The sequence below is a fragment of the Zymobacter palmae genome (assembly GCF_003610015.1).
Lineage (GTDB): Bacteria > Pseudomonadota > Gammaproteobacteria > Pseudomonadales > Halomonadaceae > Zymobacter > Zymobacter palmae.
Genome location: NZ_AP018933.1, coordinates 2,345,838 through 2,359,968, shown reverse-complemented (window position 1 = coordinate 2,359,968; position 14,131 = coordinate 2,345,838). Strand labels below are relative to the sequence as shown.

10 protein-coding genes are annotated in these 14,131 nt (G+C 58.6%); 9 read left to right on the top strand and 1 reads right to left on the bottom strand.

What is annotated here, in order from left to right:
• Positions 1-111: 111 nt before the first annotated feature.
• The 7 genes from mreC (at position 112) to ZBT109_RS10490 (ending at position 11,072) form a co-directional block, all read left to right on the top strand.
• Complete coding sequence (gene mreC, locus ZBT109_RS10520) at positions 112-1,065, top strand: rod shape-determining protein MreC (protein ID WP_084261897.1); 954 nt, start codon at positions 112-114, stop codon at positions 1,063-1,065.
• On the top strand, positions 1,055-1,540 hold the full coding sequence (gene mreD, locus ZBT109_RS10515; RefSeq protein ID WP_027705887.1) for a rod shape-determining protein MreD: 486 nt from the start codon (positions 1,055-1,057) through the stop codon (positions 1,538-1,540). The genes mreC and mreD overlap by 11 nt, the downstream gene beginning before the upstream one ends.
• 24 nt (positions 1,541-1,564) lie before the next feature.
• Complete coding sequence (locus ZBT109_RS10510) at positions 1,565-2,149, top strand: Maf family protein (protein WP_038279152.1); 585 nt, start codon at positions 1,565-1,567, stop codon at positions 2,147-2,149.
• 175 nt (positions 2,150-2,324) lie between these two features.
• Positions 2,325-3,788: a ribonuclease G gene (rng, locus tag ZBT109_RS10505; protein ID WP_027705889.1), complete on the top strand. Its 1,464-nt coding sequence runs from the start codon at positions 2,325-2,327 to the stop codon at positions 3,786-3,788.
• Positions 3,789-3,792: 4 nt separating this feature from the next.
• A complete protein-coding gene (locus ZBT109_RS10500) occupies positions 3,793-7,686 on the top strand; it encodes a YhdP family phospholipid transporter (protein ID WP_027705890.1) in 3,894 nt (1,297 codons plus the stop codon).
• A gap of 37 nt (positions 7,687-7,723) precedes the next feature.
• Positions 7,724-9,190 (top strand): metalloprotease TldD, encoded by a 1,467-nt coding sequence (gene tldD, locus ZBT109_RS10495; RefSeq protein WP_408646061.1) that lies wholly within the window; start codon positions 7,724-7,726, stop codon positions 9,188-9,190.
• 196 nt (positions 9,191-9,386) lie between these two features.
• Positions 9,387-11,072 carry a formate--tetrahydrofolate ligase gene (locus tag ZBT109_RS10490; protein ID WP_038279155.1) on the top strand — a complete coding sequence of 562 codons (1,686 nt, stop codon included), beginning with the start codon at positions 9,387-9,389 and terminating at the stop codon, positions 11,070-11,072.
• Positions 11,073-11,229: 157 nt separating this feature from the next.
• Here the strand turns inward: ZBT109_RS10490 and yjgA are convergent, their stop codons facing one another.
• Positions 11,230-11,751, bottom strand: a complete 522-nt coding sequence (gene yjgA, locus ZBT109_RS10485; RefSeq protein ID WP_027705893.1) for a ribosome biogenesis factor YjgA — start codon at positions 11,749-11,751, stop codon at positions 11,230-11,232.
• Positions 11,752-11,878: 127 nt separating this feature from the next.
• Here yjgA and pmbA point away from each other — a divergent pair, with 127 nt between their 5' ends.
• A complete protein-coding gene (gene pmbA, locus ZBT109_RS10480; RefSeq protein WP_027705894.1) occupies positions 11,879-13,216 on the top strand; it encodes a metalloprotease PmbA in 1,338 nt (445 codons plus the stop codon).
• A gap of 225 nt (positions 13,217-13,441) precedes the next feature.
• Positions 13,442-14,038, top strand: coding sequence for a hypothetical protein (locus ZBT109_RS10475; protein ID WP_027705895.1), 597 nt, complete (start codon positions 13,442-13,444; stop codon positions 14,036-14,038).
• The last annotated feature ends 93 nt before the right edge of the window (positions 14,039-14,131 follow it).

The following is a 14,131-nucleotide window of genomic DNA, read 5'->3' as shown; positions in this document are numbered from 1 at the left end:
CGCATACACGTTGCGTTACGCCCAAGCCTGCAGCGCGGTTCGTCCGTCTGCAGGTTACGTGTTTCTACAGGACCCTGCCTCACAGTGCACCGCTTGGCGCGGTCGCCGTGCATGGCCGTCAGGCAAGGAGGGCTGAGTATCAAGCCTTTGTTCATTCATGGCCCCGCCCCGGGCTATCGTATGGCGCTATGTGTCGTCCTGTCGTTCGTAATGATGTTGTCCAGCCGCATTGCGGGGGATGACTGGATGGCCAGCGTTCGAACGCAGCTGTCGACGCTGGTGTCCCCGATTCAATGGCTGGTCAGCATGCCGGGCAAGGGCGTCAGCTGGGCGTCTGTCTCGCTGTCGTCGCAGACATCGCTGATCGACCAGAACCGGCAGCTAAGTGATGAGTTGCTGGAGAAGAAAGTGCGTTTGCAGCGCATGCAGACACTCGAGGCCGAAAATGCCCAGTTGCGTGACCTGCTCAAGGCGCGTCCGCGGCGTGATATCGACTACATGATGGCCGAACTGGTCATGCTCGATAACGATCCCTATCGCCAGCAGATGATTATTGATCGCGGCGAAGGGGACGGGGCCTATATCGGGCAGCCTGTTATTGATGCCTCCGGTGTGGCTGGCAAGGTGATCGAAGTGTCACGCTTCACTAGTCGCGTTCTGCTGATCAACGATATTCAGCAGGCGGTGCCGATCCAGGTCGTGCGCAACGGGTTGCGCTTTATTGTGCAGGGCACGGGCGATCCCGATGGCTTGCAGGTGCTGCATGTCCCGAACAATGCCGATATACGGCCGGGCGATTTGCTGGTGACGTCGGGGTTAGGCGGTGAATTCCCCGCCGGCTACCCTGTTGCCACCATCAGCGATGTACAGAACAGTACCAATGGGCCGTTCGCACAGGTCGATGCCCGTTCGGCTTCGCATCTGGAACGCAGCCGTCATTTCCTGATGCTGTTTGCCCACAATCTGCCTGATGAAGCGCTGACCCAAGTGCGCTTGAGTCCGGCGGCGCTATCGGCAGTGAACATGGTGCTGAAACAACCAGGAGAGGTGCTTCATGCCCGGTGATACGACAGTAGCCTGGCGTCCGCTTGTGTGGGCCAGCCTACTGGTGGCGCTGGTGCTGCAGGTTATGCCCATGCCTGAAAGCTGGCTGCTGTGGCGGCCGTGCTGGCTGGGCATGGTGCTGATCTACTGGTGTCTGGCGCGACCCTCAAACGTTGGTGTGCTGCACGGCTTCGTGTTTGGGCTGATGCTGGACCTGCTGGATGGGCGTCCGCTCGGCGAATACGCGCTGATTCACTCGCTGCTGGCTTTCCTGACGCTGGTGCTTTATCAGCGACTGCGCGTCTATTCGATTTGGCAACAGGCGCTGATGGTTATGCTGATGCTGGGCATCGTGCTCCTGCTGGATCAGTGGCTGCGGGTCGCCATGGACGTCGATGTACTGCGCATACAGGCCACCATGGCGGCGGTTGTGAGCGGTCTACTTTGGCCGTGGATCCGCACCCTGCTAAGCACGCTCCAGCGGCGCTGGCTGTAGCGCTGTCTTGCTACGCACTTCATCATGATACCTTCCTTACCTCTCTTTCTTGCGTCCGGCTCTCCGCAGCGTCTTCAGCTGTTGGAGCAGCTGGGCATGCAGGTCGCCGCTCAGCATGCCCCCGACGTGGATGAGCGCTATCTTCCCGATGAATCATTAATGGACTACGTCTGTCGTGTCACTCGGCTAAAGGCTGAGGCGGGGGTGCGTCACTTTGCCCATGGGTGCATCGTTGCGGCCGATACCGCCATGCTGTGTGACGGGCGGGTACTGGGCAAGCCTCGTGATGCCGATGATGCCATTGCCACGTTGATGCGGCTGTCCGGCCGTACGCACGAGGTAATAACGGCGGTATGCGTCGCCGGACCGGCGGGCTTACTCGACGTTAGTGTAACGACCGCAGTGTCATTCCGAGAGATATCGTATGCTGAAGCAAAAGCATACTGGTTGACTGGCGAGCCACGCGGTAAGGCTGGCAGCTATGCCCTGCAAGGGCGGGGCGGTCAGTTCGTGACACGCCTCTCTGGCAGTCCCAGTGCCGTCATTGGCCTTCCTCTTGCAGAAACCGCGCTGCTGCTGCGTCAGCAAGGGCTTGATCCACTGGCATAATGGGTGGCATGTCGCATGCGGTTCATTTATGCGCATGTTCCCTATAGACTGGAAGAAACGGGTTCGCTGTGGCGAACGACCATCCTATGTCTTGTTTCACGAAGCACTCGACGCAGGGTGCGGCCCAGCAGGCCGTGTCCGTCGGGCTTCTGTGTCTGAATAATCGGGGTGATTCATGAGTGGCGAGGTGCTCATCAACCTGACGCCAATGGAGACGCGTGTTGCACTGGTCGAACATGGCGTCCTTCAGGAGGCGGCCATTGAGCGGCACCACCGTCAGGGGATCGTCGGCAACATCTATAAGGGCAAGGTGGTTCGCGTGCTTCCTGGCATGCAGGCTGCCTTCATCGATATCGGGTTAGAACGCGCGGCGTTCATTCACGTCAAGGAAGTGGCTGCACAGCAGCTGCATGCCGATCAGATCCCCCCCATCCAGACGCTGTTGCATGAAGGACAGCGGCTGGTGGTGCAGGTGGTCAAGGACCCCATTGGCACAAAAGGGGCGCGTCTGACCACGCACCTCTCACTGCCTTCCCGCTACATGGTGTACATGCCAGGGGCTTCCCATCTTGGCGTGTCTCAGCGCATCAAGGATGAGGCGACCCGCGAGCGGTTGCGCCAAACCATCGAAGCACTGCGTGCGCCGTGGGGGGATCTGCTGTCGGGCGGTTTTATCGTAAGAACGGCGGCCGAGGCGGCCGATGACGAAGCGCTAGCGCTGGACATGCAGTTCTTGGCTCATCTGTGGCGCAAGCTGTCGGAGCGACGCATTGAACAGCATGCGCCTTCGCTTCTCTATTACGATCAGCCGCTGTTCCTGCGCGTGCTGCGTGATTTGATGCGCGATGACGTTGAACGCGTGCGTGTCGACTCGCGTGAAAACTTCGAGAAGCTCAAGCAGTTCGCTGAGGACTACATTCCCGCGCTGTCCGAGCGCATTGAGCACTACACGGGCGATCGGCCAATCTTCGAGATGTACAGTGTCGAGGACGAGTTGCAGAAGGCGCTTGAGCGCAAGGTGCCACTTAAGTCGGGAGGCTACCTGATCCTCGATCAGACCGAAGCGATGACCACCATCGACGTCAATACGGGCGGCTATGTGGGCTATCGCAATCTCGAAGACACTATCTTCCGTACCAACCTAGAAGCGGCACAGGCCATTGCGCGGCAGCTGCGACTGCGCAACCTCGGCGGCATCATCATCATCGACTTCATCGACATGGCGTCAAGTGAACACCAGCGTCAGGTCATTCGTACCCTCGAGAAAGCGCTGGAACACGACCTTGCCCGCACTAAGTTGTCCGGCGTGACCGAACTGGGACTTGTGCAGGTTACGCGTAAGAGAACGCGAAAAAGTCTTGAACAGACCCTGTGTGAACCTTGTCAGACATGTCGAGGGCGCGGCACGCAGAAAACCGCAGAGACGCTATGCTATGAGATCCTGAGGGAAATCGTGCGCATCAATCGTCTGAGCCGGGCCAGTGGCTATCTGGTACTGGCGTCGACGTCGGTGGTCGAGCGCTTCCTCAACGACACTGCGCCTGCGGTAGCCGAGCTGGAGGCCTTTATTGGGCTGCCGGTGCGGTTCCAGGCCGAAAGCCACTATTATCAGGAGCAGTACGACATCGTACTGGGGTAGGTCGATGCGGGTATCCCGAATCCTGTTACGCTGCGGGTTGGCGCTGATCGCGTCGCTCGTACTGATCATCGTGCTGCTGCTCGTCAGTCTGCACGTCGCGCCGTGGCATTTTCGGGATGTCGATCTGGCTTCTTGGCGTCGCTATCTACCTATTCCCGAACAGCTGGACGGCCATGCCGATGAACTGGTGGTATCGCTCAAGGGCAGTACGCTGGGCATACAGGTCAGCCAGCTGACGCTTGAAGATGCGTTTACGCATCGCCAAGCGGTGTCGCTGGCGCAGGCCGACGCGCAACTCGACCTGTGGCATGCCATGACCGGTGGCGCAGTAGTGAGCGCTTTACATGCCAGTCAGCCCCATATTGCACTCCAACAGCAGTCGGATGGTCAGTGGCTGTTGATCTCTTCTTCTTCCAAGGATGACCGCGACGACGCTGAGGGGCTGAGTTGGGATCGCATCGATCAATGGCTAGAACAGTTACGCCCTGCTGATGTGGCAATCGACGATCTCCGCGTTACCCTGCAAGGTTTACAGCGAACGATGGTGTTCGAGCTGCCCTCGCTGTCGTCCAGTCATTCCGCTACCGGTGATGTTCACTGGCAGGCGGCCATACGCCAGCAGGGCGACGATGCCGCGTTGGCGCAGCTGGCGCTGGCTACTACCAGTACCCGCGGCGTGCCGTGGCAGATGGGCATTGACGTGGACGGTCGCCAAGCGGGTGAATTGCTAACACTGCTGGGCAGCGGGCGTCACTATCAGGTGGGGTTGCAGGGTAGCGTCAGGCTGGCCGCTACATGGGCCGACCATCGTCTCCACGATGCTTCTGCGGCAGTGGATATTCCTTCCTTCATGGTGCTACGTGAAGACGTGGTGCCGCGCCAGTGGGCCACGGGGCGTCTGGCTTTGAACGGTCAGTTGCACTGGAACGGCCAGGCATGGCAAGGGCAGTTGCAGGATATGCTGCTCCAGCATCGCAACAGCAAAAACGCGTTGGGGCCATCGCAGTTGCCGTCAACGGCCACGCTGAAAGGCGATGCGCACTCGCTGGTCATGCAGTTTCCCACATTCGATATCACAGATTTGTCGATGGTATGGCCGATGCTGCCTTCCTCAGCAGGGCTGCGCAGTGGCCTGACACAGCTTAATCCGCGCGGCCACGTAGCGGCTCTGTCGCTGACGTTTGACGGTACGCACGGCATCAGTGTCGGCGCTCAGCTTCAGCAGGCACGCGTTTCGGGCTGGGACAATATTCCTGTCCTGGGGCCTTTCGACGGCCAACTGCAGACCGATACACGTAACGGGACACTGGATGTGTCCCTTGCGCCGGGCGCGACTTTTTTCTTACCGAGCATTTTCCCGCGTGAATGGACGTTGTCGCAGGGGCATGCCCGCCTAGCCTGGCAGCGAGAAAACGACAGCGACTGGCGCCTTAAGATCGACCCGATCGACATCGTGCGTGAGGGCGCAACGCTTCAGGGGGCACTGTCGCTTTGGGCTCCAGACCGCGGTGAAGGCGCATTCAGCATGACGCTTGATGCGCAGAATGCGGTGGTCAAGGACAGCCGGGACTGGTTGCCGACGCAGGCCTTACCGCCCGCATTGGGAGAGTGGCTGGCGACCAATATTCATCGTGGGCGCGTTAACCGTGCGCACATTGCGCTGTCGATGCCGCTGGAAGATGAACTGGCTAAGCTGGAGCGCCCGCTGGGAGCGAAGGCCGAGCATCACCTGAGTTCTGATCTGTCGTTTGATCTGCAGGATGTCGAGTTGGCTTATCTGCCGGGCTGGCCTGCGTTGACGAATGTTGCGGGGCATCTGGATTATCGTGATGAACGTATGGTGGCGCGCATTGACAGTGCCACGCTATTGGGACTGGTCGGGCGACAGGCTGAAGCACGCTATGCAGACGACCGTCTGATCGTGCATTCGCCCGTAACCGGCGATACAGGTGCGCTGCTTCGCGTCCTCAAGCAGGCGGCGCTGTCACCCTCTCTGAAGAAGACGATCGCACCGTGGCAGGCCCGCGGGCCGTTACAGGCCACGCTAGATGTCGACGTGCCGTTCGAAGATGGCAAGCCGATCAAGGTCGAAGCGAGCGGGCGGATCCAGCGCGGTCAGCTGGACATTCAACCGCATGATCTGAATATTCGCGCTATTGAGGGTACGGCGCGCTTCTCGCTGATAGGGGATCAGACGCGCCTGACGGCCGACGCCAAGGGCAGTGCGTTCGGCGGACCCGCTCACGCTACGCTGGCGTTCAAGGATGCCGACGGTGACATTCGTGTGGAGGGCAAGGCCGATGCACAAGTGGCACTGGACTGGCTCGCCTTTCGTGGTTTGGCACCGGACACACGCGGTCAGACATCCTACCGAGCGCTGCTGGAAATTGGTGATGTTACGCGTCTGCTGATCGACAGTACTCTAGAGGGTGTGACCCTGCCGCTGCCCGCTCCGCTGGGCAAGTCGGCTGATGAAGCAGCACCGCTCAAGGTCGATATGGACCTGACCCACGGTGACGGCAGTGCGCTGATTGACCGACGATTGTGGGCCCGCTGGCGCAACGACATGACGCAGGGGCAGCTGTGGGTCGAACACTGGCCGCTGGTGCGTCAGCCGTGGGATGACTCGCCCGGCTGGACGGTGCATTGGACTACGCCGCGAGTGGCTATCGATGAGTGGATGCCTGCGATCAAGGCGCTCGACATGACGGCCGTTGGCCACCAAGACAGCACGACGTCAACTTCAGAGGGTAGTGCGGCTGCGCCGGCCATCCGCCGTCTGTTGGTCGACACGCCGTGCATTGCATTGAATCAGCAGTGCCTCGGGCAGGTGCGCCTCAGCGGTAATGCCGATGAGAAGGGCCTGTGGCGCATCGACGCGACGGGAAACTTGATAAACGGTCGCCTGACGTGGCTGCCGGGGTCGAAGGATCAGTTTGATTTGGCGCTGGATACCCTGTCGCTGGATGGCATCACGGGGTTGATGCAGTCCGAGCGTCAGCAGGAGGGCCACGAACTGACGGATGAAGTGTTCGTCATCCCTCGGCCTCACGTCGACCCCGTCGCACTGCCGGAAACGCTAGAGAATGTGCCCAACGGCACGCTGAGCATTGCGAAGATTTTGCTGAAAGGGCAGGCTGTCGGAGATCTGACGGCGCACTGGCAGACGGCGGCAGACATGCTGTCGCTAGACAATATGAGGCTGGCCTTTAAAGGTTCGGTGCTGAATATGTCAGGCCGTTGGATGAAAGCAGGCAAGGCCAGTGTCACCCAAGGCAAGGCTCATCTTGATTTGGGTGACTTTGCAGAGCTGTTAGCGGCCTTTGGGCAGCCAGAGGTGGTGCATACTACGGAAGGCGGTACGATCGACATGGCTTTTGCATGGCCGGGAGCACCGTGGCAGCCTACGCTCGGTACCGCCACGGGGTCGCTGGATACCGACGTCAAGGCAGGGCGTTTCATGAGCATTGATTCCACTTCGGTGCGCATGGTTGGACTGCTGAACCTCAATAATATCCTGCGTCGCCTGCGGTTGGACTTCACGGACGTGATTCATTCAGGTACAGCCTTCAATAGTATCAAGGGCAGTGGTACCTTCAGTGATGGCATTTTAATCACGCGCCGCCCGATCGAAATCGACGCTGCTGTGACACATTTCTCCGCCGATGGGCAGGTCGATCTGCTGCAGCGTACGGTCAATCAGCGCGTTGGAGTAACCGTGCCCGTAATGCAGGGACTACCGATTGCCGCGCTGCTGACCGGCCTGCCGCAGCTTGGCGCGGTGCTGCTGGGCACTAACTGGCTTTTCGGTGACCAGTTCAATCAGCTGACCGAACTTCATTATCGGGTCGAGGGCTCATGGGATGCTCCGACCTTTACACTGGAAACGACGCACTGATGCGTTCAGGCGTCCTTCCTTCGCAAGGATTTCGCTAATGATGGATACGCACAGACCCTCTGCCGACGATATGCTGCAGGAAGCCGAGCGTACCCTGTTGTTGCCGGGTGATCTTGATCTCGGCACGCTGGATGTGGCGCTGGGCCATGCCATGGGGCCGGGCGTCGATCTGGCCGAACTGTTCTTCCAGAAAGGCTGGCAGGAGCACTGGTCGCTGGAAGATGGCGAAGTGCGCGATGCCAGCTACAGCATTGATAGCGGTGTTGGTGCGCGGGCCCTCGCGGGTGAGCGGACGGGCTTTTCCTATTCCAGCCGCATCGACGCAGTGGCGCTGCGCGAGATCGGTCAGACCGCTTCTCGTATCGTCCGCAGTGGCCAGCAAGGGCGTGTTGCTGCAGCCCGTCCCTGTGCTTTCGATACCCGCTATGCGAGCGCCGATCCGCTGTCCGGGCTGACCGCCGACGACAAGGTGGCTTGGCTGAAAGAAGCGGACCGCATCGCACGTGCCTGCGATCCGAGCGTTAAGCAGGTCAGCGTATCGCTTTCCGCGTCTTACGAAGTGATTCTGGTACGCGCCAGCGATGGCACGCTGGCGGCGGATATTCGCCCGATGACCCGTTTCAACGTCTCGGTTATTGCGGTACGCAACGGCCGTCGCGAACGCGGCAGTGCGGGTGGCGGTGGTCGCTTCGATCTGGCGACGCTGCGAGCTCGCGGGGTGGCTGAGCGTTATGCACGTTCTGCCGTCAAGGAAGCACTGACCAATATGGACGCCGTGGCAGCACCCGCCGGTACGCTGCCAGTGGTGCTGGGCAACGGCTGGCCGGGCATTCTGCTGCACGAAGCGGTGGGTCATGGGCTAGAAGGTGACTTTAACCGTCGTGGTAGCTCGGTCTTCTCGGGGCGCATTGGTGAACAGGTCGCCGCAAAAGGCGTTACGATCGTTGACGATGCCACGCCGCTTGACTGCCGCGGCTCGCTGTCAGTAGATGATGAAGGAACGCCGGGGCAGTGCACGCCGCTGATTGAAGACGGCATCTTGGTCGGCTACATGCAGGACAAGCTCAACGCGCGTTTGATGGGCATGGCGCCCACCGGCAATGGTCGCCGTGAATCCTATGCATCGCTGCCCATGCCGCGCATGACCAATACCTGCATGCTCGGGGGTGACTATGCGCCGGAAGAAATTATTGCCAGCGTCAAGTATGGGCTGTACGCCTCCAGTTTTGGGGGTGGACAAGTCGATATCACGTCTGGGCAGTTTGTCTTTTCTGCCAGTGAAGCGTGGCTGATCGAAGACGGTAAGATTACCACGCCCGTCAAAGGAGCCACCTTGATTGGCAGTGGGGCAGAGGTTATGCGCCAGGTCTCAATGATTGGTAACGACTCGGCTATGGACGAAGGCGTTGGGGTCTGCGGCAAGCAAGGGCAGTCTGTACCGGTCGGGGTCGGGCAACCAACACTCAAGCTGGACGCGCTTACCGTAGGTGGGACGCAAGCATAATAACGATGATGCAGGGCACCTTTTTAGGTGCCCTGTTCTGTTATGGCGCAGCGCTTGCTAGCAAGATGACAAGCGGATGCGCAGTGCCCGAGCGGCCCACTGATGGGTGGCTGGCAACAACAACAACGCAGTGCAACGTGTTCATCATCCAGAGATCTACAGGTTATTGGTCTCTTCACGCTAAAGGGAGAATGCTGTGGTAGAAAAGCGTATCGGCTCAGACATCGAGATCGCTCAGCAGGCGGCCATGAAACCCATCGGTGAGATTGCGGCTCAGCTCTCGCTGTCGGAACAGGAATGGATGCCGTATGGGCACTACAAGGCCAAGCTGTCGATCGACATTCTGGAACGCCTGAAAGATGCGCCTGATGGCCAACTGATTCTGGTGACCTCCATTAACCCGACACCGGCGGGCGAAGGCAAGTCGACCGTTACCGTCGGGCTGGGCCAGGCACTGAACCGTCTAGGCAAACGCGCCATCATTGCCCTGCGTGAACCCTCTCTGGGACCGAACATGGGGCTGAAGGGCGGCGCAGCAGGCGGCGGCTATTCCCAAGTCGTGCCCATGGACGAGCTCAACCTGCACTTCACGGGCGATATCCATGCCATCACGACTGCTAATAATCTGCTGTCTGCACTGATCGACAACCACCTGCACCAAGGCAATGCGTTGGGCATCGACCCACGTCGTGTGGTTTGGAAGCGTGCCGTTGATCTTAACGACCGTGCACTGCGCCAGATCACGATTGGTTTGGGCGGTCCAGCGAACGGCATCCTGCGAGAAGATGGTTTTCAGATCACTGTTGCCTCAGAGATCATGGCGGTTCTGTGTCTCGCCAATGGCCTTGATGACCTGCGTGAACGACTGGGTCGAATGGTTGTGGCGTGGACATGGGATCAGCGTCCGGTGCAGGTCAGCGACCTTGGTGCGCAAGGCGCACTAACGCTGCTGCTCAAGGATGCTCTCAACCCCAACCTGATCCAAACACTGGAGAACACGCCAGCGTTGGTACATGGCGGCCCATTTGCCAATATCGCCCACGGTTGCAACAGCCTGTTGGCGACCCGTATGGCGCTCAAGCTGGGCGATTACGTGGTCACCGAAGCAGGGTTCGGCGCAGATCTGGGGGCTGAAAAGTTCCTCGACATCAAGGCGCGCATGGGCGGCCTGTCACCGAAAGCAGTTGTCATCGTTGCAACGGCGCGAGCGCTTAAGATGCACGGCGGTGTGGCACGAGACCAGCTCGGCTATGAAGATGTCGAAGCGCTGGCGCGTGGGATGGAGAATCTTGAGAAGCACATCGAGACCATTAAGGCGTTCGGATTGCCGTTCGTGGTCGCCATCAACCGTTTCACCAGTGATACAGAGGATGAGCTGGCGTTCATCAACAGCTGGTGCGATGCGCGCGACTATCCTGTTGCTGAAAGCCGTGTCTGGTCGGAAGGTGGGGCGGGTGGTGAAACACTAGCAAAAGAGGTGCTGGCGCTCATTAAGCAGCACAAGGGACACTATCGCCCGCTATATGACACCGCTGCGTCGATTGAGGACAAGCTGCAGACGCTGGTAACACGCGTCTACGGTGGGAAAGGCGTCGAGTTTTCATCAAAGGCTGCCAAGCAGTTGGCGGATTTCAAGCGCCTGGGCTGGGATCGGCTGTGCGTCTGCGTTGCTAAGACTCAGTACTCGCTGTCGGATGATCCTACTCTACTTGGACGTCCTTCGGACTTCGTGCTGCACGTTCGTGAATTCCAGGTCTCGCTGGGTGCAGGTTTCATCGCCGCCTTGACGGGGAACGTAATGACTATGCCGGGGCTGCCCAAGCGTCCTGCAGCGCTGGACATGGATGTGCTGCCCGATGGTCGAGTGACCGGGCTGTTCTAGCAGAAAAAGGCGGCTTGCTGCCGTTCACCGTGCCTGATCGCAGAACGAACGGGCACGGTTCCGCGGGGTGGTACTCCTCCTGTGAAACAGGCATGATGACCACCCTCGCTTGATAGGGCAGCACGGCTGCCGCCAGCAGGAAAAGGTGAGTAGGCCCTTACAGGCCCGACACATCGCGCAGCAGGCGGAACAGCTTGCGAGCGCTGGCCGGCGGCTTGCCTGCATCGCGTTCGCGACGCGCGTTGCGAATGAGCTGACGCAGCAGCTGGCGGTCGATATCGGGGTACTGCGCCATGATCTCGCCAGCAAAATCGTCGCCTTCGGCGATCAAGCGGTCACGGGTCTGTTCAAGCAGGTGAAACTCGCGGTTGCGAAGGTCTTCTTCCTGCTCCATGGCTAGAAAAGCCGCTTCGATACCGGCGATGTCTTCACTGCGCATCACCCTACCGACGTATTGCATGTGGCGGCGACGCGCTTCATTGGCGCGAATGCGGCCCATTTCCTCGACGGCTGCCAGCATGTCGTCGGAGAGTGGCAAGCGAGCACGAATTTCAGGCGACAGCTCAATGATCTGGCGCCCCAGTTTTTGCAGGTGCTCCATTTGGCGTTTCAGTTCGGATTTGCTGGGTGGCAGATCCTGCTGCTCAAGAGCAGCATCACGGTCAGAAGGTGTCGACATTTCGGCATCCTAGTCCTGTAAGAGAATGGCGCCAGTATAACAGGCTCAATGCAGTGGCTCTGCATCGAGACGCGATTTCATGAAAAGAGCAGTCCACGTACAGCGGCTGCCGAGGCAGGAGAACCGCATGAGCGGAACGTTCGATATCGAAGCGGAGCGTATGCTTCTGACCGCGCGCGTCGAAGATGCGCTCGCTCAGGCTAAGCAGTATGGTGTAACCGCCTGCGAGGTGGCTGCCAGCGCTTCACAGAACATGGAAGTCAGCGTGCGCAAAGGGGATGTGGATACTCTGTCCCAGTCGCGTGATCAGTACATTGGCATCACGGTCTATCGCGGCCAGCGCAAGGGCAGTGCCTCGACGTCGGATACGCGCCCCGAGGCGATCCGAGCGACGGTAGAGAAGGCCTGCGATATTGCCCGCTTTACCGAAGAAGATAGCGCCGCCGGGCTGGCAGAGGCTGATCTAATGGCGCGAGAGCTGCCGGACATGGATCAGTATCACCCGTGGGACATCACCGCCGAGCAGGCTATTGCCTACGCCCAGGCGTGTGAAGAAGCGGGATTGGCCGTCGAAGGCATTCGTAACTCCGAAGGAGCCTCCTGCTCAACATCCAGCAGTGCTGCGGTCTACGGCAACAGCAACGGCTTCACAGGCTGCCAGCAGCGTACTTCTCATGGCCTGTCGTGCGTGTTGATCGCAGGTGAAGGCGATGGCATGCAGCGTGACTACGAGTACACCTCTGCGCGTGATCCCCGTCAGCTGGTTGAGGGACAGCTTATCGGCCAGCAGGCTGCCGACAAAGCTCTCGCTCGCCTAGGCGGCCGTCGTCCCGAAACGGGCCGTTACCCTGTTGTTATGGCTCCGGCTATGACACGTACGCTGGCGGGGCACTTTCTGAGCGCCATCGCTGGAGGGGCTCTGTTCCGCGAAGCCTCGTTCCTGCATGGCGCGCTAGGCGAACGAATCTTCCCCGAGTGGTTCTCGCTGCTGGAACAGCCTCAGCTACGCGGAGCGCTTGCAAGCAGTACTTTCGATGGCGATGGCGTGTATACCCGCGACAATCGCTTCGTTGAACAGGGCACGCTGGCCAGCTATATGCTGTCCGCTTACAGTGCACGTCGTTTGGGCATGACCACGACCGGCAATGCTGGCGGTGCGCGCAACCTGCGCATCGACGCACCGCTGACGGCATACGATGACCTGTTGCGCCAGATCGGCAACGGCGTACTGATCACGGAGCTAATGGGGCAAGGCGTTAATACCGTGACGGGGGATTACTCGCGCGGTGCGGCAGGTTTCTGGATCGAAGACGGCAGAGTGGCCTATCCGGTCGAAAACTTCACGATCGCAGGCAACCTACGTGACATGTTCCGTAATTTACAGGCCATTGGCGATGACACGGATATGCGTAGCAACCTGCATACAGGCAGTTGGCTGATTGATGGTATGACGCTAGCCAGTTGATGGTGAGTGTTTCAATGCGCTATGTATAAATAAAAGAAAAGGCAGCCCACAAAGGCTGCCTTTTCTACGTTTTAAATTGAGTATGAGAATATAGGTTAGTCAGTTAATAGTATAGTTCGTTGATAGAGCGTTACGTGTTTATTTGACATTATCGTTATTTGGGTGCAGTATTCTGGGCGCATTTTAATTAATATTCTGATTGCTATATTTTTGAAGGGGGAAACAATGGCTCTAGCATACATATGGCCGATTCTATTGGAAATGTTGCCTGAGATTGCCGTTATAGTTATTATTTTGACCCGGTTGGTTCCGGTGAGGAAAGGGTTATCGTGGATAATGTTGGTGGCAACATTACTTATACTGATAAGCAATATCGCAAATATTATTGCTCGGATAATAGTGTCTTCTGGTGATTATTATTCGCATCTGTTTGTAATTTATGCCGTTAATATTTTTTATATAGTTACCCAGGTTGTATTTTGGATACTCCTTGCGGTATTTATCTTTCAGACAGCAAAAGCGCTTGCCCATAAAGATAATGCAGAAGTCTCGTCGGAAGCGTTGGTGGAAGCACCGTCAGCAGAAATCGGACGAGGCAGCCTTATTCTGACCTTCGGTATTCTGGGGCTGTTGATGTTCTGGCCACTAGGTCTTACTGCTTGGATCATGGGGGCATCTGATTTAGGCAAGGCACGTCGCGGCGTGACGTTCAGCGACAAGAATATGGTCAAGACTCGTTATGGCATGACACTGGGGATTATTTCGACGCTGCTGCCCGTTATCTTCATTTTCGCCGTCTTTGGTATTGCGTTGCTGCGATAGGCTTTGCGTAATGCCGTGGGGTGGTTGCTTGCAAGGGGCCCCTTCTTAATTGCTTTTAACGCTAAAGCGCCCGTCTGATGATTTTCAGACGGG

What these genes read in the sequence shown, in the direction of transcription:
- ZBT109_RS10475 (WP_027705895.1), top strand. Translation starts at nt 13,442, where the DNA reads ATGGCTCTAGCATACATATGGCCGATTCTATTGGAAATGTTGCCTGAG.
- rng (WP_027705889.1), top strand. Translation starts at nt 2,325, where the DNA reads ATGAGTGGCGAGGTGCTCATCAACCTGACGCCAATGGAGACGCGTGTT.
- mreD (WP_027705887.1), top strand. Translation starts at nt 1,055, where the DNA reads ATGCCCGGTGATACGACAGTAGCCTGGCGTCCGCTTGTGTGGGCCAGC.
- mreC (WP_084261897.1), top strand. Translation starts at nt 112, where the DNA reads ATGGCCGTCAGGCAAGGAGGGCTGAGTATCAAGCCTTTGTTCATTCAT.
- ZBT109_RS10500 (WP_027705890.1), top strand. Translation starts at nt 3,793, where the DNA reads ATGCGGGTATCCCGAATCCTGTTACGCTGCGGGTTGGCGCTGATCGCG.
- ZBT109_RS10510 (WP_038279152.1), top strand. Translation starts at nt 1,565, where the DNA reads ATGATACCTTCCTTACCTCTCTTTCTTGCGTCCGGCTCTCCGCAGCGT.
- pmbA (WP_027705894.1), top strand. Translation starts at nt 11,879, where the DNA reads ATGAGCGGAACGTTCGATATCGAAGCGGAGCGTATGCTTCTGACCGCG.
- tldD (WP_408646061.1), top strand. Translation starts at nt 7,724, where the DNA reads ATGATGGATACGCACAGACCCTCTGCCGACGATATGCTGCAGGAAGCC.
- yjgA (WP_027705893.1), bottom strand. Translation starts at nt 11,751, where the DNA reads ATGTCGACACCTTCTGACCGTGATGCTGCTCTTGAGCAGCAGGATCTG.